This window comes from Pseudarthrobacter phenanthrenivorans, from assembly GCF_036455295.1.
GTDB classification, from domain to species: domain Bacteria; phylum Actinomycetota; class Actinomycetes; order Actinomycetales; family Micrococcaceae; genus Arthrobacter; species Arthrobacter phenanthrenivorans_C.
Genome location: NZ_JAYXNX010000006.1, coordinates 245,927 through 268,413 on the forward strand (window position 1 = coordinate 245,927; position 22,487 = coordinate 268,413).

The window sequence follows — 22,487 nt, forward strand, 5'->3', positions numbered from 1 at the left end:
GCGGCCGGCGCCCAAGGCAGCCGGCCGCGCTTTTCGATATGAAGTTGTTGTTTGTTACCGGAGCACCACGGTGCGGTTGCCCTGCAGGATGACCCGGCCCTCACAGTGCCACTTCACCGCGTTGGAGAGGGCCTTGCATTCCGTGTCCCGGCCGGCCGCCACCAGGTCCTCGGGCCCGTAGGTGTGGTCAACGTCCACCACCTGCTGGGAGATGATGGGCCCCTCGTCCAGTTCGGCATTGACGTAGTGGGCGGTGGCCCCAACGGTCTTCACACCCCGGGCGTACGCCTGGTGGTACGGCTTGGCACCCTTGAAGCTGGGCAGGAACGAGTGGTGGATGTTGATGGCCCTGCCGTCCAGCTTGCGGGTGAGGTCATCGCTGAGTACCTGCATGTAGCGGGCCAGCACCACCAGCTCCACATCCAGCCCATCCACCAGTGCCATCAGCGCAGCCTCGGCGGCAGGTTTGGTCTCGGCGGTGACGGGGACGTGGTGGAACGGGATGCCATGCCACTCCACCAGCGCCTGGTGGTCCCGGTGGTTCGACACCACCGCCACCACATCCACCGGCAGTTCGCCGATCCTGGCGCGGAAGAGCAGGTCGTTGAGGCAGTGGCCGAACTTGGAGACCATGATCAGCACCTTGCGCTTGGAGCCCTGGCGTTCCAGCTGCCAGCGCATGCCGAACTTTTCCGCGACAGGGGCGAAGGAGGACCGCAGGGTGTCCAGCGTGGATTCGTCCCCTTCGGAGACAAAGTGCACGCGCATGAAGAAATGGCCCTCGGTGCGCTCACCAAACTGCTTGTTGTCGATGATGTCGCAGCCGTGCTCCAGCAGGAACCCGGAGACGGCGTGGACAATCCCGGGGCCTTCCGGACAGTCGAGGGTCAGGACGTGTTCGACGGTGGTGGGCACCTTCGGTGCGGGGATCTGGGTTTCAGTAACGGTCATGGCTCAGCACTCGATCACGTTCACGGCGAGTCCTCCTCGGGAGGTTTCCTTGTACTTGGTTTTCATGTCGGCTCCGGTGTCGCGCATGGTCTTGATGGCCTTGTCCAGCGAGACTTTGTGGCTCCCGTCCCCGTGCAGGGCCAGCCGGGCGGCGTTGATCGCCTTGACGCTGGCGATCGCGTTCCGTTCGATGCAGGGGATCTGCACCAGGCCGCCCACGGGGTCGCAGGTCAGGCCCAGGTTGTGCTCGATCCCCACCTCGGCGGCGTTTTCCACCTGCGCCGGGGTGCCGCCGAGCACTTCACAGAGCCCTGCGGCGGCCATCGAGCAGGCGGAGCCCACCTCACCCTGGCAGCCCACTTCGGCACCTGAGATGGAGGCATTCGTTTTGAACAGGATTCCGACGGCGGCCGCCGCCAGCAGGAAGCGGACCACGCCGTCGTCGTCAGCTCCTGGAACAAACTTCATGTAGTAGTGCAGGACGGCAGGCACGATTCCCGCGGCCCCGTTGGTGGGGGCGGTGACGATCCGGCCGCCGGCGGCATTCTCCTCGTTCACGGCGAGGGCGAACAGGTTGACCCATTCCATGGCGTGGAGCGCGTCCGTGCTGGCGGAGTCTGCTGAAAGCGTCTTGTGGAGCGCGGGCGCCCGCCGGGTTACCTTCAGGCCGCCGGGCAGGATGCCTTCGGCGTTGCAGCCGTTCTGCACGCATTCCTTCATCACTGCCCACAGCCCCAGGAGCTGCTCCCGGAGTTCAGCTTCGCTGCGCCAGGTCAGCTCATTGGCCAGCATGACATCGGAAATGGACATGCCTTCCCGGCTGCAGATCTGCAGGAGTTCATCCGCCGTGGAGAACGGATAGGGCAGCACGGTGTCATCCGCCACCACCTTGTCCGCGCCCCGTGCGTCGCCGTCCACCACGAAGCCGCCGCCGATTGAGTAGAAGCTCCGTTCGCTCAGCACTGCTCCGGTGTGGTCGAAGGCCCGGAAGGTCATCCCGTTGGGGTGGGCGGGAAGGGATTTGCGGCGGTGGAGCACCACGTCCTCTTCCCAGTTGAAGTCCACCCGGTGGGTGCCCGCGATCTGCAGCTCTGCGTTGAGCGCGGCGGCGGCCACCTGGTCATCCGCCGTGAACGTGTTGACGGTTTCGGGTTCCAGGCCCTGCAGTCCCAGGACTACGGCTTTGTCCGAGCCGTGGCCGCGCCCCGTGGCGCCCAGGGAACCGAAGAGTTCCGACTGGACGCGCACGGTGGAGGCCAGCTGCCCGTCGCCCTTCAGCCCGTCAGCGAAGAGCTTGGCCGCCCGCATCGGGCCCACCGTGTGTGACGACGAGGGCCCGATGCCGACAGAGAAGAGGTCCAGGACGCTGAGCGCCATCAGGGGACCTCGGGCGAGGCGTACTCCCGCATGGCGTCCAGGAGCCACCGGCCCAGGAACTCGGCGAAAGAGGCGCGGGGGAAGATCCGGAAGGATTCCTCACCGGTCTTCCACAGGATGGCGGGGATGTTCGCGATCTCCGTGGAGAAGGCGGTGCCGGCCTTGAACACCCGCGGGTGCAGGTCCAGCGAGCAGCCCTTTTCCAGGACGGCGCGGGCGCGGGGGCCTGTCAGTTCGTAGGTGGTGCGGTTGGCGGACAGGTCCACCACCTGGCCCGCGTCGCCGCCAAGGGCCTCGCGGAGAGCGGGGATCAGGTCCCCGCCCAGGGACTCGTGGGCCTCGGTGGGTGCCACCACCAGGAACTCGGAGGGACCCAGCCACAGCACGGACGTGTCACCGTTGGTGGCCACCGATCCGGAACCGGCCGGGAGGCCGCCGGTGACGGCGGCCAGCCGGGCTGCCGGCTCCGAGCCGGCGTCCGCCCGGAGCCCCACCATGGTCAGGAAGGGCACTTCGGACAGCTCAACGGTGCCGGCCAGGGAACCTGCGGCGAACGCTTCAGCCAGCTGCTTGGCCGGGCTGACGCGGGCGGCGAGGTTCTTGTCTGCTGAGGTCGGGGATGCTGCTGTTTCAGCCATCTTTACGGGTCCCTTCGGGGTCAAAAAGCACTGTCTCTGCCACAACCACGTCCACCAGCTGGTCGCCGGCGGCTGCCACCAGCGTTTCGCCGATGCGGTTGCGTCCGTTCTTGATGAGGGCCAGGCCGAATGAGCGGCCAAGCGCGGCGCTGTGGTAGCTGGAGGTGACGAAGCCTTCCATTGGCACCGGTCCGTAGGCCGGATTGGTGGAGCGGCCCTTTTCCACGAGCTGGGTGCCTTCCGGCAGCCGGAGCGTGCCGTCCACGGGCAGGACGCTGACCAGGTGCTTGCGGTCCTCGCGCTGCGAATCCAGCCGGGCGTAGGAGCGCTTGCCAATGAAGTCCTTGGCCTTGGAGACAATCCACTCCATGCCGGCGTCCTGCGGGGTGACGGTGCCGTCAGTGTCCTGCCCGACGATCGGGTAGCCCTTTTCGGCCCGGAGCACGTGCATGGTTTCGGTGCCGTACGGAGTGATGTTGAACTCGGCACCGGCGGCTGCCACGGCTTCCCAGGTGTTCAGCCCGTACCAGGCCGGGACGTTGATCTCGTAGGCCAGTTCGCCGGAGAACGAGATGCGGCAGATCCGGGCGCGGACGCCCGAGGCGAGGGTGGTTTCGCGGAAGGTCATGAACGGGAAGGCCTCGGCGTCCAGGCCGCCCTTGGCAGCCAGTTCCGGTGCCACCTTGGCGATGACTTCACGGGACTTGGGCCCGACGACGGCAATGGTGCTCCACTGCTCGGTTACCGAGGTGCACTTGACGTCCAGCTCAGGCCATTCGGTCTGCAGCCATTCCTCCAGCCAGTCCAGCACCTTGGCGGCACCGCCGGTGGTGGTGGTCATGAAGTAGGTTTCGTCGTCGACGCGGAGGGTCACGCCGTCGTCGAAAATCATGCCGTCCGGGGTGCACATGACGCCGTAGCGTGCGGAGCCGGGGGCGAGCTTCTTGAATGCGTTGGTGTAGATCCGGTTCAGGAACTCCCCCGCATCCTTGCCGCGGATCTCGATCTTGCCCAGGGTGGTGGCGTCCATGAAGCCCACGGACTCGCGGACGGCGGCGCATTCGCGCAGCACGGCGGCGTCCATGTCCTCCCCGTCCTGCGGGTAGTACCAGGGGCGCTTCCACTGTCCAACGTCCTCGAACAGCGCGCCCTTGGCGACATGCCAGGGGTGGATGGAAGTGACGCGGGCGGGATCGAACAGCTCACCGCGCTGGCGTCCGGCCAGTGCAGCAAAAGCCACCGGGGTGAACGGCGCACGGTAGGTGGTGGTGCCAATGTCGCCGATGCCGCGCGAGGCTTCGCCGGCCGTGCGCAGGGCAGCGGCGATGACGCCGATGGCGTTGACGCCGGAGGTCTTGCCCTGGTCGTTGGCGGTGCTGATGGAGGTGTACCGCTTGATGTGCTCCACGGAGCGCATGCCGGCGCCGGTGGAGCGGAGCACGTCCGCCACCGACTGGTCGCGCTGGAAGTCCACGAAGTGGTGGTGCCAGTCATCCGGGGTGCCGCTCTCGCCAGGCACCAGCCAGAGCTGGCGGGTGGGGGCGGAGGCCTTCGGCTCTCCAAACACGGCAGGCTCGACGGCGGACGCGAACCCGGCGGCGATGGCCGCCTTGGCGCCGGCGGAGATACCCTCGGCGAGGCAGTCTTCGGTGGCGAAGGACCCGCGGCCGGAGCCGATGGTCTGCTGGGCGGGGACCTCGGTGCTGGGCACGAACGCGGCAAGGTCCTCGTCCCAGCGCAGCTTGCCCTGCCGCTGCGAGTGCAGGTGGACCAGCGGGCTCCAGCCGCCGGACACTGCCAGCAGGTCTGCGGAGATCTGTTCGACGCCCGAGGTGAGTTCGCCGTCGTCGTTGATGCTGCGGACGGTGACCCCGTCCAGCCGGCCGTCGGCGCCTGCGGAGGTGTTTGCTACCGCGCTGCCGATCAGCACCCGGATGCCGGATTCGACGGCGGCAGTCGCCACGGCGGTGAGCTTGGGACGGGCGTCCACAACGGCTGCGACCTTGACGCCGGCAGCGGTGAGGTCGGCGGCGACGGCGTAGGCGCTGTCATTGGTGGTGCCGATGACCACGCGCTTGCCGGCGGCAACGCCGTACCGGTTGAGGTAGCTGCGGGCGGCAGAGGCCAGCATGATGCCTGGACGGTCGTTGTTCTCGAACACCAGGGGACGCTCGTGGGCGCCGGGGGCCAGCACCACCTGGTTGGCACGGATGTGCCAAATCCGCTGGCGGGAGACGCCGGGTGCAGCGGGGCTGGAGAGGTGGTCGGTGCGGTTCTGGACGGCGATGACGTAGTTGGCGTCGTAGGCGCCGAACGCGGTGGTGCGGTTCAGGACGGTGGATTCCGCACCGGAAACCAGCTCGGCTTCGACGTCGGCAACCCATTCCAGGGCCGGCTTGCCTTCGATGGTCTCGGCCAGTCCCTGGGCGGTGGAGCCGGAGAGCAGGGAGCCGCCAAGTTCGGGCTGGTCGTCCAGCAGCATGACGCGGGCTCCGGTGCGGACGGCCTCGCGGGCTGCGGCGAGTCCGGCGGGGCCGCCGCCGACCACCAGGACGTCAGTGTGGACGTACTTCTTGTCGTATTCGGCGCGGTCGTCCTCCGGGTCCAGCTTGCCCAAGCCGTTCAGCAGCGTGGCCTGGAGCCCGTCAACCAGGGTGACGGTGGTGGCGGGGAGCATGGATTCGGCGACGTGGCCGGGGAAGCGGGCTTCCACGCGGACCAGGGCGTTGGCTTCTTCCACGCCTGCGGACATGATGCCGCGGGGCCGGTCCTCGTAGAGCGAGTTCCCGGCAGCGATGCGGCCGTTGGCCAGCAGGGCCGAGGCCAGGGTGTCACCCGGGTGGCCGCTGAACTCCTCGCCGTCCACGGTGAAGCGCCAGGAGATGGTGCGGTCGATGCGGCCGCCGGTAGCCAGGCGGGCGTTCTGGGAAGTCACTTGGTCGCTCCTTCCGGGGCGGTGGTGCTGAGGATGCTCGTGGTGGAGGTGCTGGGTGCGGCACTTCCCGTGGTGGTGCTGTCAGGGCCGGTGCTGGCGGTCCCGGTCTCGGGCGTGGCCCTCGAGGAACTGTCGGGCCGCGGCGTGCCCATCTTGTAGACGGCCTTGATGTCGTAGCTCACGGTGTCGCGGAGCATGTTGAACCACTGGCGGCAGCCGGTGCTGTGGACCCAGCGCTCGGCGAAGATGCCTTTGGGGTTCTCCCGGTAGAAGAGGTAGCGGGACCACTCCGTGTCGGTCAGCTCGTTCGGGTTCTCCGGGTACGGGACGTGGGCCTGTCCGCCGTAGTGGAATTCGGTTTCGTCCCGCGGGCCGCAGTTGGGGCATGGGATCAGCAGCATGTGCGTTGGTCCTTTCTGGTGGCGGGGCTAGTGGGCCACGGCGGCGGCGCCGTGTTCGTCGATGAGGGCGCCGGTTTCGAAGCGTTCCAGCGAGAACGGCTTGTTCAGCGCGTGCGGTGCGCCGGTGGCGATGGTGTGCGCGAAGGTCATGCCCGCGGCGGGCGTGCCCTTGAATCCGCCGGTTCCCCAGCCGCAGTTCACGAACATGTTCTCCACCGGGGTGGTGCCCACGATCGGCGAGGCGTCCATGGTGGTGTCCACGATGCCGCCCCAGGTCCGGAGTACGTGCGCCCGGGCAAAGATGGGGAAGAGCTCGACGGCGGCCGCCATCTGCTGCTCGATCACGTGGAAAGAGCCGCGCTGGCCGTAGCCGTTGTAGGAGTCAACGCCGGCGCCCATGACCAGTTCGCCCTTGTGTGCCTGCGAGACGTAGACGTGGACGTGGTTGGACATGACCACCGTGGGGTGGACGGGCTCGTGCAGCTCGGAAACCAGTGCCTGCAGCGGGTGGGACTGGATGGGCAGCTGGAAACCGGCCATCTCTGCCAGGACCGAGCTGTGGCCGGCGGCGCAGAGGCCCACCTTTTCGGTGTTGATGGTGCCGCGGTTGGTCTTGACGCCCACCACGCGGTCGCCGTCCTTGAGGAAGCCGGTGACTTCGCAGTTCTGGATGATGTCCACGCCCATTTCGTCGCACTTGCGGGCGAAGGCCCAGGCCACGTGGTCGTGCTTGGCGATGCCGGCGCGGGGCTGGTAGGTGGCGCCCATGACGGGGTAGCGGATGTTGTCCCGGATGTTCAGGATGGGGCAGAGTTCCTTGACCTGCTGCGGGTCCAGCCACTCGGCGTCCACACCGTTGAGCTTGTTGGCGCCCACGCGGCGGATGCTTTCGCGGACGTCGCCCAGGGTGTGGGCCAGGTTCATCACGCCGCGCTGGCTGAACAGGAAGTCGTACTCGAGTTCCTCGGGCAGGATTTCCCAGAGCTTGAGCGCGTGCTCGTAGATGGCGGCGCTCTCGTCCCAGAGGTAGTTGGAGCGGATGATGGTGGTGTTGCGGGCCATGTTGCCGCCGGCCAGCCAGCCCTTTTCCAGGACGGCAATGTTGGTCATGCCGTGGTTCTTCGCCAGGAAGTACGCGGTGGCCAGGCCGTGCCCGCCGCCGCCGACAACCACGGCGTCGTAAGAGGACTTGGGTTCCGGGTTCCGCCAGAGGAAGTCCGGGTGCTCCGGAAGGTGCTGGGTGCTCACTGGGCGGCTCCAATCAGGTCTGCCTCGATGCCGGCCAGATTGGCGTCGGCGGAGAGGTGCGGGTAGAGGGGGAACTTGGCGGCAAGTGCCGTCACGCGTTCCCGGAGTTCGACGGCGGTGTCCCCGGGGAGGCTGCCCGTGCCGGCGGAGGCAATCAGCGCCGTGGCGATGATGTCCGCAACCTCGGTGAATTCCGCGGCGCCGAAGCCGCGGGCGGCCAGGGCCGGGGTGCCGATCCGGAGTCCGGAGGAGACCATCGGCGGGCGGGGGTCGAAGGGGACGGCGTTGCGGTTGACGGTGATGCCGATCTGGTGGAGGGCGTCCTCGCCCTGCTGCCCGTCGAGCTCCGAGTTGCGCAGGTCCACCAGGACCAGGTGGACGTCGGTGCCGCCGTTGACCACGGAGATGCCGGCTGCTGCCACGTCGTCCTTGAGGAGGCGTTCGGCCAGGAGCTTGGCTCCCTGCAGGACGCGTTCCTGGCGTTCCTTGAATTCGGGGGCTGCGGCGAGCTTGAAGGCCACGGCCTTGGCAGCGACCACGTGCTCCAGCGGTCCACCCTGCTGGCCGGGGAACACCGCGCTGTTGATCTTCTTGGCGTACTCCTCCTTGGCCAGGATGACGCCGCCGCGGGGTCCGCCCAGGGTCTTGTGGGTGGTAGTGGTGACCACGTCCGCGTACGGCACGGGGTTGGGGTGCAGGCCTGCGGCGACGAGGCCGGCGAAGTGGGCCATGTCCACCATCAGGTAGGCGCCCACCAGGTCGGCGATGCGGCGGAACTCGGCGAAGTCCAGCTGGCGGGAGTAGGCGGACCAGCCGGCAACGATCAGCTTGGGCTTGTGCTCCAGGGCCAGGGCTTCCACCTCGGCCATGTCGATCCGGAGGTCATCTTCGCGGACATGGTACGGAACCACGTTGTACAGCTTGCCGGAGAAGTTGATCTTCATGCCGTGGGTCAGGTGGCCGCCGTGGGCCAGGGACAGGCCAAGGATGGTGTCGCCCGGGTTCAGCAGGGCGAACATGGCGGCGGCATTGGCCTGCGCACCGGAGTGCGGCTGGACGTTGGCGAACTCTGCGCCAAAGAGGGCCTTCACGCGGTCGATGGCCAGTTGCTCGATGACGTCGACGTGCTCGCAGCCGCCGTAGTAGCGCTTGCCCGGGTAGCCCTCGGCGTACTTGTTGGTGAGGACCGAGCCCTGGGCCTCCATCACGGCGGACGGAGCGAAGTTCTCCGAGGCGATCATTTCGAGGGTGGACTGCTGGCGGTGCAGTTCCCGTGCCACAGCGGCGGCGACATCGGCGTCTACCGTGGCGAGCGAGGCGTTCAGTACGTCCTGCATGGTTCTCCTTCTAGGCCCTTCGGAGTTACTGACCTATAACTGATCTGTAACTGATATATTAGAACTGTCGTAATAGTATGTTCCAAATCACTTGGACGTCAATAGCACTCCTGGGAAGGCTCGAGATGAGCGTCACATTAGAGAACCACCTCGCTGGGGAGGGAGACCTCTCGCTCTCCGAACAGGCCTACCGGCACCTCCGCGACCGGCTCATCATGCTGGACATCCGGCCGGGCGAGGCGATCAACGACGGCAAGCTGGCGGCCGAACTCGGGATAGGCCGGACGCCAGTCCGGGAAGCACTCAAACGCCTGGAGAGCGACCACCTCGTGGTCTCCTACCCCCGCCGCGGAACGTTCGCCACCATCGTCGACATCACCGAACTCGCCGATGTCTCCGAGCTGCGCGAATCCCTGGAGCCCCTGGCGGCGCGCCGGGCCGCCAAGCTGGCAACGCCGGCGCTGCGGGCGGAAATCAGGGAGACTGCAGCGGCAATCTCCACCATGGGCGATGACGACGACCCCTACGACCTCATGCGGTACGACATCAAAGTCCACCGGCTGATCTACCGGGCCGCAGCCAACGCGCACCTCGAGGACGTGTTGATCCGCTACGACAACCTGGCTACGCGCATCTGGTGCATGGTGCTGGAAAAGGTGCCCTCCGTCGCGTCCCACATCGCCGAGCACGTGGAACTGCTGGAGGCAGTGGCCGACGGCGACGCGGAGCGGGCGGGCAAGCTCGCCCTGGAGCACGTCACCAGTTTCGAACAGGCCATCCGCAACGTACTTTAGCGGTGGTGCTTCACGCGCTGTTACCGCAGCCGGCTGCGCACTTCCTTGGCGAACTCCAGCGTGGTGGCTGAGCCGCCAAGATCCGGCGTCGCAATTCCTTCCGCGAGCGTGGACTCGAACGCGGCGGTCAGGGATCGGGCCGCCGCCTCCTCCCCCAGGTGGTCGAGCATCATGGCCGCAGCCCACAGCGCGCCCACGGGATTCGCGATGCCCTTGCCCGCAATGTCCGGGGCAGAACCGTGGACCGGCTCGAACATTGACGGGTAGCGGCGTTCGGGGTTCAGGTTGGCGCTCGGAGCGATGCCGATGGAGCCGGCAACTCCGGCCACCAGGTCGGACAGGATGTCGCCGAAGAGGTTCGACGCCACAATCGTGCGGACACTGGTGGGCTTCATGACCAATCGTGCCGCGAGCGCATCGATGAGCACCTTGTCCACCGTGACGTCCGGGAACTCTGCCACCGTCCGGGCCACCACCTCGTCCCAGAACGGCATGGTGTGGATGATGCCGTTGGATTTGGTGGCGGAGACCAGCGTGCCGCCCCGCCCGGCAGCGGCCTCCGCCGCGTAGCGCGCCACGCGGGTAATGCCCGCCTTGGTGAACACGCTTTCCTGGACGGCAAATTCCGCGTCCGTCCCGGCGCCGAAGCGGCCGCCGATCTGCGAGTACTCGCCCTCAACGTTCTCCCGCACCACCACGATGTCCAGGTCCTCGATCCCCGGCATCGCCCCCTTGACGCCGGGCAGCAGCTTCATGGGCCGAAGGTTGACGTACTGGTCGAACTCCCGCCGGATGGGAATCAGCAGCCCCCACAGGGTTACGTCATCCGGAACGTCAGGCGTGCCCACTGCTCCCAAATAGATCCCGTCGCCGCTGCTGAGTTGCTCGATACCGTCAACGGGCATCATCCGGCCGGTTTTGACGTAAAGATCGCTGTTCCAGTCGCGGACCCGCCACGACACGGTGAAATCATGCAGCCCGGCCACCGCGTCCACGCACTCCATGGCCACGTCCGTGACATCAACGCCGATGCCGTCACCGGGAATGGAATCGATGGTGTAGCTGCGGGTCATGTTGTTCCAATCGCTCGTTCATTCCTGTGTGCCTAAATCGTAAAGGCAGCAGCCAGGGCTCCAAGGTGTGACGTGGCATACTTCCCTAGAGGTGCCCGGCCGGGAGGGCCGGCGGAAGCGCGAAAGGCCGGTCAAGATGCAGGAAACGGTAAACGAGGACCAGGAAGCGCGCCGGCATGTGCTGTCTGCATTGTCCCGGGAGCGGCAGCTTGGGCTGCGCGGGGACCAGGATTTTGACCGGCGCTTCGAGGAGCACTTCCCTACGCTGCGCAGCCTGTTCCATTCCCTGTACGGCGACAGGAATGACTGGCTGGACCAGCTGACGGACCTGGTCCTCCAATGCGCCCGGTCCTGGCAGGAGCGGCCACCGGAGCTGAAGGCAACGGACGCGGAGCGCGAAGGCGCCCCGGACTGGTTCCAGTCCAACCGGATGCTGGGCGGCGTCTGCTACGTGGACCGCTACGCCGAAAGCCTGGAAGGAGTCCGCGCCCGGATCCCCTACTTCAAGGAACTGGGCCTGACCTACCTGCACCTCATGCCGCTGTTCCTGGCACCTGTGCCGCACTCTGACGGCGGGTACGCGGTGTCCAGCTACCGGGAGGTCAATCCCAAGCTGGGCACCATGGAGCAGCTGCGCTCCCTGGCAGCCGAACTGAAGGACAACGGCATCAGCCTGGTGGTGGACTTCATTTTCAACCACACCTCCGACGAGCACGAGTGGGCCCGCAAGGCAGCCGCAGGGGATCCGGAATTCAGCGACTACTACTGGATCTTCCCGGACCGGACCATCCCGGACGCGTTCGAGGCGAACGTCCGCGAGATCTTCCCGGAGAACCACCCCGGGTCCTTCATCCGGATGGAGGACGGCCGGTGGGTGTGGGCCACCTTCCACACGTACCAGTGGGACCTGAACTACTCCAACCCCGACGTCTTCCGGGCCATGGCGGGCGAGATGCTGTTCCTGGCCAACCAGGGCGTGGACATCCTGCGCATGGATGCGGTGGCCTTCATCTGGAAGCAGCTGGGAACACCGTGCGAGAACCTGCCGCAGGCACACACTCTGCTGCGGGCCTTCAACGCGGTGTGCCGCCTGGCGGCGCCGTCGCTGCTGTTCAAGTCCGAGGCGATCGTGCACCCGGACGAGGTGGCGCTCTACATCGACCCGAAGGAATGCCAGCTTTCCTACAACCCGCTGCAGATGGCGCTGATCTGGGAGTCCTTGGCCACCCGGGATGCCTCGCTCCTGGCCCAGGCCCTGGAGCGGAGGCACAACATCCCCGACGGCACGGCCTGGGTGAACTACGTCCGCAGCCATGACGACATCGGCTGGACCTTCGCCGACGAGGACGCCGCCGAGCTGGGCATCAACGGCTTCTACCACCGCCGCTTCCTGAACTCCTTCTACGTCAACAGGTTCCCCGGCAGCTTCGCCCGCGGCGTCCCGTTCCAGGACAACCCCAAGACCGGTGACTGCCGGATTTCAGGCACGACGGCGTCCCTGTGCGGCATGGAGGTGAACCCGGCGGAGGCGGTGGAACGGATCCTCCTGGCCCATTCCGTGCCGTTCAGCACCGGCGGCGTCCCCCTGCTGTACCTCGGCGACGAGGTGGGCCAGGTCAACGACTACGCGTATGCGTCCGAACCGGGCCACGGGGAGGACAGCCGCTGGGTGCACCGGCCGCATTTCCCCAAGGAGCAGTACGCGCGCCGGCTTGACCCGGCCACACCGGAAGGAGCGGTGTACGCGGGATTGAAGAGGATGATCGAGGTGCGCGCCGGCACCCCCGAATTTGCCGGGACCACGCTCATCGACTTCGGCACCAACAACCGCTCCGTGCTCGGGTACCAGCGGCCGGGAGACGCGGAAGGCGCCAGCACCATCCTGGCGCTCGCCAATTTCAGCGACTCACCCCAGACCCTGGCTGCTGAGACCTTCGGCGGGTACCTCCCTGCCGCCGTCGACCTTCTCTCCGAAGCGGCCCTGCGGCTGGACGGCGGCGTCACCCTCCTGCCCCGGCAGTATCTCTGGCTGCGCGTTACGCCGCAGTAATTGGGAGCTGGCGCCGGGCCGTGAAAGCATACGGATCATGGCCTCCAAGATTGCGTACCAGGGTGAGCCCGGCGCCAACTCCAATATCGCGTGTCAGCAAATGTTCCCGGACATGGAAAGCGTCCCGCGCGCCAGCTTCGAGGATGCCTTTGAGCTGGTAAGCAGCGGTGAGGCGGAGCTGGCCATGATCCCCATCGAGAACTCGATCGCCGGCCGCGTGGCGGATATCCATATCCTGCTCCCACAGTCCAACCTGCAGATCGTGGGCGAATACTTCCTGCCCATCCACTTCGACCTGCTGGGCATCCCGGGCAGCACCATCGAGGCCGCAACCGAGGTGCACAGCCACATCCATGCGCTGGGCCAGTGCCGGAAGCTGATCCGCGAACATGGCCTCAAGCCGGTCATCGCCGGTGACACCGCCGGATCCGCCCGGGAGGTGGCGGAGTGGAACGATCCCCGCAAGCTCTCCCTCGCTCCCCCGCTGGCCGCACAGATCTACGGACTTGATGTCCTGGCGTCGCGCGTGGAGGACGATCCCTCCAACACCACCCGCTTCGTGGTGCTGGCCCGGGAAACGGCACTGCCGGCCCGGGACGAACTTCCCGGCCCGGCAGTGACGAGCTTCCTGTTCCGCGTCCGCAACGTCCCATCAGCCCTCTATAAGGCGCTGGGCGGTTTCGCCACCAACGGCGTGAACATGACCCGGCTGGAGAGCTACATGGTGGGCAACGAGTTCGCGGCCACCATGTTCATGGCGGACGTCGAAGGCCACCCCGAGGACCTGCCGTTGAAGCTGGCCCTCGAGGAACTGGACTTCTTCACCACCGAGGTGCGGATCCTCGGCGTGTACCCGGCAGCGGACTACCGGGCGGCGGCAGCCACCACCTGACGCGGCTTCGCGGGGGCGGCCTGCAGCAGCGGGGTGAAGAACGCACCCAGTGCCGCCGTCGCGGTCAGGGGCAGGACATTGGCCACGTACTGGTCCGGCCGGACCACCACCACTACGCCGTTGCGGTCCAGGCCGCGCAGGTCGAAGATGTCCGCCTTGGGATCGGTGGCGTAGACCTTTTCGTAGTCGGTCAGCTTGAAGGGGCCCACCTGGGGCTTGAAGACGGCTGGCACAGCGCTGATGTCGACGGCGGTGTGCGGCTGCTGGTAGATAACCTTCAGGTCGAACCACGCGTCCGGGTCGGCGCCGGCAGGGGTGGCGGCCAGCGGGGACTCGGACGAACTAGCAAACCATTCAGCAAGCATGTCAGTGGCGGAGTTGGTGCCTGGCAGCGCGGCATCGGCGAAGACGTAGATCCGCCAGCGGCCGTCGGCGGTGGCGTGGTGGCCCAGGTGGATGGGGTTGGTGTCCCCTACCCGAACCACCGGGGCTGACTTGAAGCGCTTCCCAACAGGGAAGCCGGCGGCCAGGCCCTGGTGGTCGGTGCTGCCAACGATCAGGGACGGCGTGTACTGGGTCATGAAGCCGGCCGGGAATTCGGCGGTCTGCACGTAGAAGTCCTCAAGGTCGGAGGGGTGCTCGAACTCCTCCGGCTTCTTGGCCATCATGGTTGACCACTCCTTGTCGAAGTCGATCAGGTTCTTGGCCACCACCTGCCGCTCCTCCGAGTAGGTGGTCAGCAGGCTCTCCGGGCTGCGGCCTTCCAGCACATGCCCCAGCTTCCAGGCGATGTTGAAGCCGTCCTGCATGGAGACGTTCATCCCCTGGCCGGCCTTTGCACTGTGCGTGTGGCACGCATCGCCGGTGATGAAGACCCGCGGGGTGCGGGTGCCGCGCTCCTCCGGGAGGACGTCGTCGAACCGGTCCGTCAACCGGTGGCCCACCTCGTACACGCTGTGCCAGGCGATGTTCCGCACGTCCAGGGTGTAGGGGTGGAGGATCTCGTTGGCCTTGGCGATGATCTCCTCGATGGAGGTGTCGCGGACCGAGTGGTGGCTGTTGGGGTCAACCTCGCCCAGGTCCACGTACATGCGGAACAGGTGGCCGCCTTCACGGGGAATGAGCAGGATGCTGCCCTTTTCGCCCTGGATGGCGCACTTGGTGCGGATGTCCGGGAAGTCGGTGACGGCGAGCGCGTCCATGACGCCCCAGGCGTGGTTGGCCTGGTCGCCGGCGAGCGTGCAGCCGATGGCCTGGCGAACTTTGCTGCGCGCGCCGTCCGCGCCCACCACGTACTTGGCGCGGACAATCCGCTCCTGGCCTTCGTTGGGTCCGGCGGTGTGGCGGAGCGTGACGGTCACCGGGTAGTCACCGTTGCCGGTCACCTCCAGTCCCTGGAAGTCGTAGCCGTAATCGGGCTTCATCCGGGTGGGCGAGTTGGCGGCAAATTCCGCGAAGTAGTCCAGCACCCGGGCCTGGTTGACGATCAGGTGGGGGAACTCGCTGATGCCCATTTCGTCGTCAACGGCCCGGGCAGTCCGGATGATGTTCGCGTGGTTGGCGGGATCCGGCTTCCAGAAGGCCATTTCGGTGATGCGGTACGCCTCGGCGATGATCCGCTCCGCGAACCCAAAAGCCTGGAAGGTCTCCACGCTGCGGGCCTGGATGCCGTCCGCCTGGCCGATGGCCAGCCTCCCGGGGCGACGTTCGATGATGCGGGTGGTCACGTTGGGGAACATGGACAACTGCGCGGCGGCGAGCATTCCGGCAGGACCGGTGCCCACGATGAGCACGTCCACTTCGTCGGGAAGTTCCTCGGGGCGATTAAGGCCGACGCCGGCTGCCGGCTGGACACGGGGGTCACCGGATACGTATCCGTGGTGGTGGAACTGCACGGGCTTTCCTCACTTCGTTGTGGATGATCATGAATTGAGCTTTCGTTCTATATCAGAACACGCAATTCTATAATCGAAACTTTAAATCTGGCTTCCACTGTACGCCCGATGTGATCCGGGCGACAAGTACCGCTTCTCCAGCCCTCAAAATCGGCTCAAATCAAGGGGTTGACGAAGCGGCCGAGATGGGTGATAGTGATCGTATACGATTTCGTACCTGATGAGGAGAAGGCTTTGGAGCAGGTCAACGGCGACACCCTGGCAGCAGCACGCAAGGTCATCGCGGTGCACATCAACTACCCCAGCCGGGCGGCCCAGCGTGGCCGCACGCCGGCCCAGCCGTCCTACTTCCTCAAGCCTTCCAGCTCCCTGGCCCTTGGCGGAAGCCCCGTGGAGCGTCCGGCCGGTTGCGAACTGCTCGGGTACGAGGGCGAGATCGCCCTGGTCATCGGCAAGGCCGCCCGCCGCGTTTCGCTGGAGGACGCGTGGAGCCACGTTGCGGCCATTACCGCCAGCAATGATCTCGGCGTGTACGACCTGCGCTGGGCGGACAAGGGCTCCAACCTCCGGTCCAAGGGCGGGGACGGGTTCACCCCGGTGGGCCCGGCACTGATTCCGGCAGACGCCGTCGACCCTTCACAACTGCGGATCCGTACCTGGCACAACGGCGAGCTGGTCCAGGACGACACCACCGAAGACCTGCTCTTCCCGTTCGCCCGGCTGGTGGCGGACCTGTCCCAGCTGCTCACCCTTGAAGAGGGCGACATTATCCTCACCGGCACGCCGGCCGGCGCTTCGGTCGCGATGCCGGGCGACGTCCTGGAAGTGGAAGTGGAGACGATCGACGGCGACCTGTCCACCGGGCGGCTGGTCACCACGGTGGAGGAGGGCACGACGGCGTTCGCTGACTTTGGTGCCGGCCCCAAGGTGGATGACCTGCAGCGGGAGGAAGCCTACGGTTCCCGCGAAGCTGCCGGACTGGCCCCCGTGGGGCCCGTCCTGACCCCGGAGCTGAAGGCCAAGCTCGAGTCCGTCGCCACCGCCACGTTGTCTTCCCAGATGCGCAAGCGCGGCCTTAATAACGTCAGCATCGACGGGCTGCAGGCCACCCGCCCGGACCGCCGCGTAGTGGGCGTGGCCCGGACCCTGCGCTACGTCCCCAACCGCGAGGACCTTTTCAAGACCCACGGCGGCGGCTTCAACGCCCAAAAGCGTGCCATCGACTCGGTGAATGAGGGCGAAATCCTGGTGATGGAAGCCCGCGGTGAAAAGGGCACCGGCACTGTTGGTGACATCCTGGCCCTCCGCGCCCAGGTCCGCGGCGCCGCGGCGATCATCACCGATGGCGGTGTCCGCGACTACTCCGCCGTGGCGGACCTGGAGATGCCCACGTACTTCGCCAACCCGCACCCCGCTGTCCTGGGCCGGCGGCATATTCCGTGGGACACGGACATCACCATCGCGTGCGGCGGAGCCACCGTGCAGCCCGGTGACATCATCGTGGCCGATTCCGACGGCATCCTGGTCATCCCGCCCGCCATCGCCGAAGAACTGGTGGCGGACTGCATCCAGCAGGAAAAGGAAGAGACCTTCATCTTCGAGATGGTCAGGCAGGGTAACAGCGTTGACGGCCTCTACCCCATGAACGCGGAGTGGCAGAACCGGTACAAGGAATGGGAAGGCAACACCAATGACTGAGACAGCGCTGACTGATCTGCCTGGGGTAGCCGCTCCTGGAAGCAAGTCGGAACAGGCGTACCAGACCGTCAAGGCACGGATTGTCGAAGGCACCTACACCCCCGGCTACCGGCTGGTGCTGGGCTCGATCGCCAAGGACCTGGGCTTCAGCGTGGTCCCGGTCCGTGAAGCTATCCGGCGGCTCGAGGCCGAGGGCCTGGTGACGTTCGAACGCAACGTCGGCGCCACCGTCGCGGGCATCGATCCCACCGAGTACCTCTACACCATGCAGACCCTCAGCATCGTGGAAGGCGCCGCCACCGCCCTGTCCGCACCGCTGATCGACCCGGCGGCGATCGCCCGGGCCCGCGCCGTGAACGAACAGATGCGCGAATGCCTGGACCACTTCGACCCCGTCCGGTTCACCCAGCTGAACCAGGACTTCCATTCCGTCCTGTTCGAGCACTGCCCCAACCCGCACATCCTGGACCTGGTGCACCGCGGCTGGAACCGGCTCGCAGCCATCCGGTCCTCCACTTTCCGCTTCGTCCCGGGCCGCGCCCGCGACTCCGTCGAGGAACACGAAAACCTGCTGAAGCTCATCGAAACCGGAGCCGACGCGGAACAGATCGAAAAAGCCGCCAGGCTCCACCGCTCCGCCACCCTGGACGCGTACCTGGCCCAGACCAACCACTGACACCAGTTAGGACTTCAACGATGACGACCTCAGTAGAAACCAGCAAGCACTACGTGCCCGAGGACCTGCCCACCCACATCCAGCACTACATCAACGGCCAGTTCGTCGACTCCGTGGGCGGAAAGACCTTCGACGTCCTGGACCCGGTATCCAACCGGAACTACGCCACCGCCGCCGCCGGCCAGAAAGAAGACATCGACCTCGCCGTCGCCGCCGCCCGCGAAGCATTCATCAACGGCCCCTGGCCGAAGATGAAGCCCCGCGAACGCGCCCGCATCCTGAACAGGATCGCCGACGCCGTGGAGGCCCAGGAAGCACGCCTGGCAGAACTGGAGACCTTCGACACCGGCCTGCCCATCACCCAGGCCAAGGGCCAGGCCCTCCGCGCCGCAGAGAACTTCCGCTTCTTCGCGGACCTGATCGTGGCCCAGTTCGACGACGCCATGAAGGTCCCCGGCTCGCAGATCAACTACGTGAACCGCAAGCCGATCGGCGTCGCGGGCCTGATCACCCCGTGGAACACCCCGTTCATGCTCGAGTCCTGGAAGCTCGCCCCGGCGCTGGCCACCGGAAACACCGTGGTCCTCAAGCCGGCCGAGTTCACCCCGCTCTCCGCCTCCCTCTGGGCCACCATCTTCAAGGAAGCCGGACTGCCGGACGGCGTGTTCAACCTGGTCAACGGCCTGGGCGAGGAAGCCGGCGACGCGCTGGTCAAGCACCCGGACGTCCCGCTGATCTCCTTCACCGGCGAGACCACCACCGGCCAGACGATCTTCCGGAACGCCGCGGCCAACCTCAAGGGCCTGTCCATGGAGCTCGGCGGCAAGTCCCCATGCGTCGTGTTCGCGGACGCAGACCTGGACGCCGCCATCGATTCGGCCCTGTTCGGTGTCTTCTCCCTCAACGGTGAACGCTGCACGGCCGGCTCCCGCATCCTCGTCGAACGCGCCATCTACGACGAATTCTGCGAAAAGTACGCCGCCCGGGCCAAGAACATCGTGGTGGGAGATCCCCACGATCCCAAGACCCAGGTGGGTGCCCTGGTCCACCCCGAGCACTACGAAAAGGTGGCCTCCTACGTGGAAATCGGCAAGTCCGAAGGCCGGCTCCTGGCCGGCGGCGGCCGCCCGGACCACCTGACCGAAGGCAACTACATCGCACCCACGGTGTTTGCCGACGTCGCCCCTGACGCCCGGATCTTCCAGGAGGAGATCTTCGGACCGGTCGTGGCCATCACCCCGTTCGAGAACGACGACGAAGCCCTCGCCCTGGCCAACAACACCAAGTACGGCCTGGCCGCCTACATCTGGACCCAGAACCTCACCCGCGCCCACAACTTCTCGCAGAACGTCGAAGCCGGCATGGTGTGGCTGAACAGCCACAACGTCCGTGACCTGCGCACCCCGTTCGGCGGCGTCAAGGCCTCCGGCCTGGGCCACGAGGGCGGCTACCGCTCCATCGACTTCTACACCGACCAGCAGGCCGTGCACATCACGCTCGGCTCCGTCCACACCCCCAAATTCGGCGCCTAAGCGCTCCTATCCACCTTTCAAAGAAGAGAGATTCCAATGACCAACTTCGTTCCCACCCCCACCGTCCCGGCTCCGGACATCGTCCGCTGCGCCTACATGGAAATCGTGGTCACCGACCTCGCCAAGTCCCGTGAGTTCTACGTGGACGTCCTGGGCCTGCACGTCACCGAAGAGGACGAGAACGCGATCTACCTGCGCTCCCTGGAGGAGTTCATCCACCACAACCTCGTGCTGCGCAAAGGCCCCGTCGCCGCCGTCGCCGCCTTCGCTTACCGCGTGAAGTCCCCCGCTGAGGTGGACGCCGCGGAGGCCTACTACAAGGAACTCGGCTGCCGGGTGGAGCGCCGCAAGGAAGGCTTCACCAAGGGCATCGGCGACTCCGTTCGCGTAGAGGACCCGCTGGGCTTCCCTTACGAGTTCTTCTACAACGTGGAGCACGTGGAGCGCCTCACCCAGCGCTACGACCTCTACTCGGCCGGCGAACTGGTCCGCCTGGACCACTTCAACCAGGTGACCCCGGACGTCCCCAAGGGCCGCAAGTACCTGGAGGACCTGGGCTTCCGCGTCTCCGAGGACATCAAGGACTCCGACGGCGTCACCTACGCCGCGTGGATGCACCGCAAGCAGACCGTGCACGATACTGCCCTGACCGGCGGCAACGGCCCGCGCATGCACCACGTCGCGTTCGCCACGCACGAGAAGCACAACATCATCCAGATCTGCGACAAGATGGGCGCCCTGCGCATCAGCGACCGGATCGAACGCGGCCCCGGCCGGCACGGCGTTTCCAACGCCTTCTACCTCTATATCCTGGACCCGGACGGCCACCGCATCGAGATCTACACCCAGGACTACTACACCGGAGACCCCGACAACCCCACCATCACCTGGGACGTCCACGACAACCAGCGCCGCGACTGGTGGGGCAACCCCGTGGTCCCGTCCTGGTACACCGAAGCCTCCCTGGTCCTGGACCTGGACGGCAACCCGCAGCCGGTCATCGTCCGCGAGGAAAAGTCCGAGATGGCCGTGACAGTGGGCGCCGACGGCTTCTCCTACACCCGCAAGGACGGCGCCCCGGAAGGCGACCGGACCGGTTTCAAGCTGGGAGTCCAGGTCTAACCATGCTGGAGCCGACGACGATTGAGGCCATCGCGGATGAGCTGGTGGAAGCCGGCCGGACCCGCACGCCTGTTCCCCGCCTGACCGCCCGCTACCCGGAGATGACGGTGGAGGACTCCTACGCGGTGCAGCAGTTGTGGCGCCGCCGTAACGAGGACGCCGGCCGGACCCTGGTGGGGCGCAAGATCGGCCTCACGTCCAAGGCCATGCAGGCCGCCACCGGCATCACCGAACCGGACTACGGCGCCATCTTCGATGACATGGTCCTGGAGACCGGTTGCTCCGTGGAATGGGACAAGTACACCCATCCGCGGGTGGAGGTGGAACTCGCGTTCGTGTTGAAGGACGGGCTGAAAGGCCCCGGGGTGACCATCTTCGATGTCCTGAAGGCCACCGACTACGTGGTTCCGGCCCTCGAGATCCTGGACTCCAGGATCGAGATGGAGGGCCGGACCATCGTGGACACCATCTCGGACAACGCCGCCATGGGCGCCATGGTCATCGGCGGCAACCCGGTCAAGCCGGACGCCGTGGACCTGCGTTGGGTCTCGGCAATTCTTTACAAGAACCAGACCGTGGAGGAAACCGGCGTGGCCGCCGGCGTCCTGGACCACCCCGCCAACGGAGTGCACTGGCTGGCCAACAAGATCGCCGCCCACGGCGACGCGTTGAAGGCCGGCGACATCATCCTGGCCGGGTCCTTCACCCGCCCCCTCTGGGTCTACAAGGGCGACACCGTCCACGCCGACTACGGCCCCCTGGGAGTTGTGACATGCCGCTTCGAATAACGGACACCTTCCGGGACGCCCTCGCTGAGGCGGACCGGCCACTCGCCGGGATGTGGGTGTGCTCCGGCAGCCCCCTGGTCGCCGAACTCTGCGCCGGATCCGGACTGGACTGGCTCCTGGTGGATGCCGAGCACAGCCCCAACGGGCTCGAATCCATCCTCGCCCAGCTGCAGGCCGTCCACGGCTACCCGGTCCACGCCATGGTCCGGCCGCCGGTCAACGACACCGTGGTGATCAAGCAATACCTGGACCTGGGTGTACAGAACCTGCTGATTCCCATGGTCAACTCGGTGGCCGAAGCCGAAGCCGCGGTGGCTGCCACCCGCTACCCGCCGCAGGGCGTGCGTGGGGTGGGGTCCGCCCTGGCCCGCGCCGCACGCTGGAACCGGGTCCCGGACTACCTGGCCCGCGCCAATGAGACCATCAGCGTCACCGTCCAGATCGAATCCACCGCCGCCGTCGAGGCCGTGGAGGATATCCTCAAAGTCGACGGCGTGGACGCTGTCTTCATCGGCCCGTCAGACCTCGCCGCCTCCATGGGCCTGCTGGGACAGCAGGAACACCCCGAGGTGCGCGCCGCCGTCGACCACTGCCTGGCCGCCGCCAAGGCAGCCGGGAAACCAGCCGGCGTCAACGCCTTCAACCCCGCCACCGCCCGGCACTACCTCGACAGCGGCGCCAACTTCATCCTGGTCGGCGCAGACGTCGCCATCCTGGCCCGCGGCTCCGAAGCCCTCGCCGCCAAATACATCCAGCCCTCCCAAGGCGACACCCCCGCCAGCTACTGATCCAAAGGACTTCCCCATGACCATTTCCGAGCTGCCCCCTGCCGTTTCCGCTGACCGTGAATCCAGCCTGCTGGCGTCGGTGCCTACCGGCTTGTTGATCGATGGTGAGTGGGTGGGCGCGTCCGACGGCGGCACGTTCGATGTGCACGATCCGGCCACCGGGGAGGTCCTCGCCACCCTCGCCTCCGCCACGAGTGCGGACGCGGTCGCCGCGCTGGACGCGGCAGATGCCGCGCAGGCGTCCTGGGCGCGGACCGCGCCCAGGACCCGGGCGGAGATCCTCCGTAAGGCC

19 protein-coding genes are annotated in these 22,487 nt (G+C 66.6%); 10 read left to right on the top strand and 9 right to left on the bottom strand.

Going from position 1 to position 22,487, the window contains the following annotated elements; genetic code table 11:
• Nucleotides 1-54: 54 nt before the first annotated feature.
• The 7 genes from purU to glyA are packed head-to-tail and all read right to left on the bottom strand — an operon-like array spanning nucleotide 55 to nucleotide 8,887.
• Nucleotides 55-951 (bottom strand): formyltetrahydrofolate deformylase, encoded by an 897-nt coding sequence (purU, locus tag VXJ37_RS10575; protein ID WP_331322995.1) that lies wholly within the window; start codon nucleotides 949-951, stop codon nucleotides 55-57.
• Nucleotides 952-954: 3 nt separating this feature from the next.
• Nucleotides 955-2,328, bottom strand: coding sequence for an L-serine ammonia-lyase (locus VXJ37_RS10580; protein ID WP_331322996.1), 1,374 nt, complete (start codon nucleotides 2,326-2,328; stop codon nucleotides 955-957).
• Nucleotides 2,328-2,966, bottom strand: a complete 639-nt coding sequence (locus VXJ37_RS10585) for a sarcosine oxidase subunit gamma (RefSeq protein ID WP_331322997.1) — start codon at nucleotides 2,964-2,966, stop codon at nucleotides 2,328-2,330. Before VXJ37_RS10585 ends, VXJ37_RS10580 begins: the two co-directional genes overlap by 1 nt.
• Entirely contained in the window at nucleotides 2,959-5,901 is a 2,943-nt protein-coding gene (locus VXJ37_RS10590) for a sarcosine oxidase subunit alpha family protein (RefSeq protein WP_331322998.1), read from the bottom strand. Before VXJ37_RS10590 ends, VXJ37_RS10585 begins: the two co-directional genes overlap by 8 nt.
• Entirely contained in the window at nucleotides 5,898-6,302 is a 405-nt protein-coding gene (locus VXJ37_RS10595; protein WP_141945424.1) for a sarcosine oxidase subunit delta, read from the bottom strand. The genes VXJ37_RS10590 and VXJ37_RS10595 overlap by 4 nt, the downstream gene beginning before the upstream one ends.
• A gap of 27 nt (nucleotides 6,303-6,329) precedes the next feature.
• Entirely contained in the window at nucleotides 6,330-7,550 is a 1,221-nt protein-coding gene (locus VXJ37_RS10600) for a sarcosine oxidase subunit beta family protein (RefSeq protein ID WP_307303835.1), read from the bottom strand.
• Complete coding sequence (glyA, locus tag VXJ37_RS10605) at nucleotides 7,547-8,887, bottom strand: serine hydroxymethyltransferase (RefSeq protein ID WP_141945420.1); 1,341 nt, start codon at nucleotides 8,885-8,887, stop codon at nucleotides 7,547-7,549. Before glyA ends, VXJ37_RS10600 begins: the two co-directional genes overlap by 4 nt.
• A 125-nt stretch (nucleotides 8,888-9,012) precedes the next feature.
• Between glyA and VXJ37_RS10610 the strand changes: the two genes are divergently transcribed.
• Nucleotides 9,013-9,681 carry a GntR family transcriptional regulator gene (locus VXJ37_RS10610; protein ID WP_331322999.1) on the top strand — a complete coding sequence of 223 codons (669 nt, stop codon included), beginning with the start codon at nucleotides 9,013-9,015 and terminating at the stop codon, nucleotides 9,679-9,681.
• A 20-nt stretch (nucleotides 9,682-9,701) separates the two neighbouring features.
• Here VXJ37_RS10610 and VXJ37_RS10615 read toward each other — a convergent pair whose 3' ends face one another.
• Nucleotides 9,702-10,754 carry a tartrate dehydrogenase gene (locus tag VXJ37_RS10615; protein ID WP_331323000.1) on the bottom strand — a complete coding sequence of 351 codons (1,053 nt, stop codon included), beginning with the start codon at nucleotides 10,752-10,754 and terminating at the stop codon, nucleotides 9,702-9,704.
• Nucleotides 10,755-10,890: 136 nt separating this feature from the next.
• Here VXJ37_RS10615 and VXJ37_RS10620 point away from each other — a divergent pair, with 136 nt between their 5' ends.
• Nucleotides 10,891-12,804 carry an amylosucrase gene (locus tag VXJ37_RS10620; protein ID WP_331323001.1) on the top strand — a complete coding sequence of 638 codons (1,914 nt, stop codon included), beginning with the start codon at nucleotides 10,891-10,893 and terminating at the stop codon, nucleotides 12,802-12,804.
• 37 nt (nucleotides 12,805-12,841) lie between these two features.
• Nucleotides 12,842-13,696 carry a prephenate dehydratase gene (locus tag VXJ37_RS10625; RefSeq protein WP_331323002.1) on the top strand — a complete coding sequence of 285 codons (855 nt, stop codon included), beginning with the start codon at nucleotides 12,842-12,844 and terminating at the stop codon, nucleotides 13,694-13,696.
• Here VXJ37_RS10625 and VXJ37_RS10630 read toward each other — a convergent pair.
• On the bottom strand, nucleotides 13,669-15,591 hold the full coding sequence (locus tag VXJ37_RS10630) for an FAD-binding monooxygenase (protein ID WP_331323003.1): 1,923 nt from the start codon (nucleotides 15,589-15,591) through the stop codon (nucleotides 13,669-13,671). The two genes, VXJ37_RS10625 and VXJ37_RS10630, sit on opposite strands and share 28 nt — an antisense overlap.
• A 234-nt stretch (nucleotides 15,592-15,825) precedes the next feature.
• Between VXJ37_RS10630 and VXJ37_RS10635 the strand changes: the two genes are divergently transcribed.
• From VXJ37_RS10635 to VXJ37_RS10665, 7 genes are all read left to right on the top strand, one after another.
• Nucleotides 15,826-17,289, top strand: a complete 1,464-nt coding sequence (locus tag VXJ37_RS10635) for a fumarylacetoacetate hydrolase family protein (RefSeq protein WP_331323019.1) — start codon at nucleotides 15,826-15,828, stop codon at nucleotides 17,287-17,289.
• A complete protein-coding gene (locus VXJ37_RS10640) occupies nucleotides 17,282-17,965 on the top strand; it encodes a GntR family transcriptional regulator (RefSeq protein WP_331323004.1) in 684 nt (227 codons plus the stop codon). The genes VXJ37_RS10635 and VXJ37_RS10640 overlap by 8 nt, the downstream gene beginning before the upstream one ends.
• Before the next feature lie 20 nt (nucleotides 17,966-17,985).
• A complete protein-coding gene (hpaE, locus tag VXJ37_RS10645; protein ID WP_331323005.1) occupies nucleotides 17,986-19,497 on the top strand; it encodes a 5-carboxymethyl-2-hydroxymuconate semialdehyde dehydrogenase in 1,512 nt (503 codons plus the stop codon).
• A gap of 36 nt (nucleotides 19,498-19,533) precedes the next feature.
• Nucleotides 19,534-20,619 carry a 3,4-dihydroxyphenylacetate 2,3-dioxygenase gene (gene hpaD, locus VXJ37_RS10650; protein WP_331323006.1) on the top strand — a complete coding sequence of 362 codons (1,086 nt, stop codon included), beginning with the start codon at nucleotides 19,534-19,536 and terminating at the stop codon, nucleotides 20,617-20,619.
• A 2-nt stretch (nucleotides 20,620-20,621) separates the two neighbouring features.
• Entirely contained in the window at nucleotides 20,622-21,407 is a 786-nt protein-coding gene (hpaH, locus tag VXJ37_RS10655) for a 2-oxo-hept-4-ene-1,7-dioate hydratase (protein ID WP_331323007.1), read from the top strand.
• Nucleotides 21,392-22,195 carry an HpcH/HpaI aldolase family protein gene (locus tag VXJ37_RS10660; RefSeq protein ID WP_331323008.1) on the top strand — a complete coding sequence of 268 codons (804 nt, stop codon included), beginning with the start codon at nucleotides 21,392-21,394 and terminating at the stop codon, nucleotides 22,193-22,195. The genes hpaH and VXJ37_RS10660 overlap by 16 nt, the downstream gene beginning before the upstream one ends.
• Nucleotides 22,196-22,211: 16 nt before the next feature.
• Nucleotides 22,212-22,487, top strand: a 276-nt coding sequence (locus tag VXJ37_RS10665; protein ID WP_331323009.1) for an aldehyde dehydrogenase family protein, incomplete at its 3' end; no start/stop codon positions are given.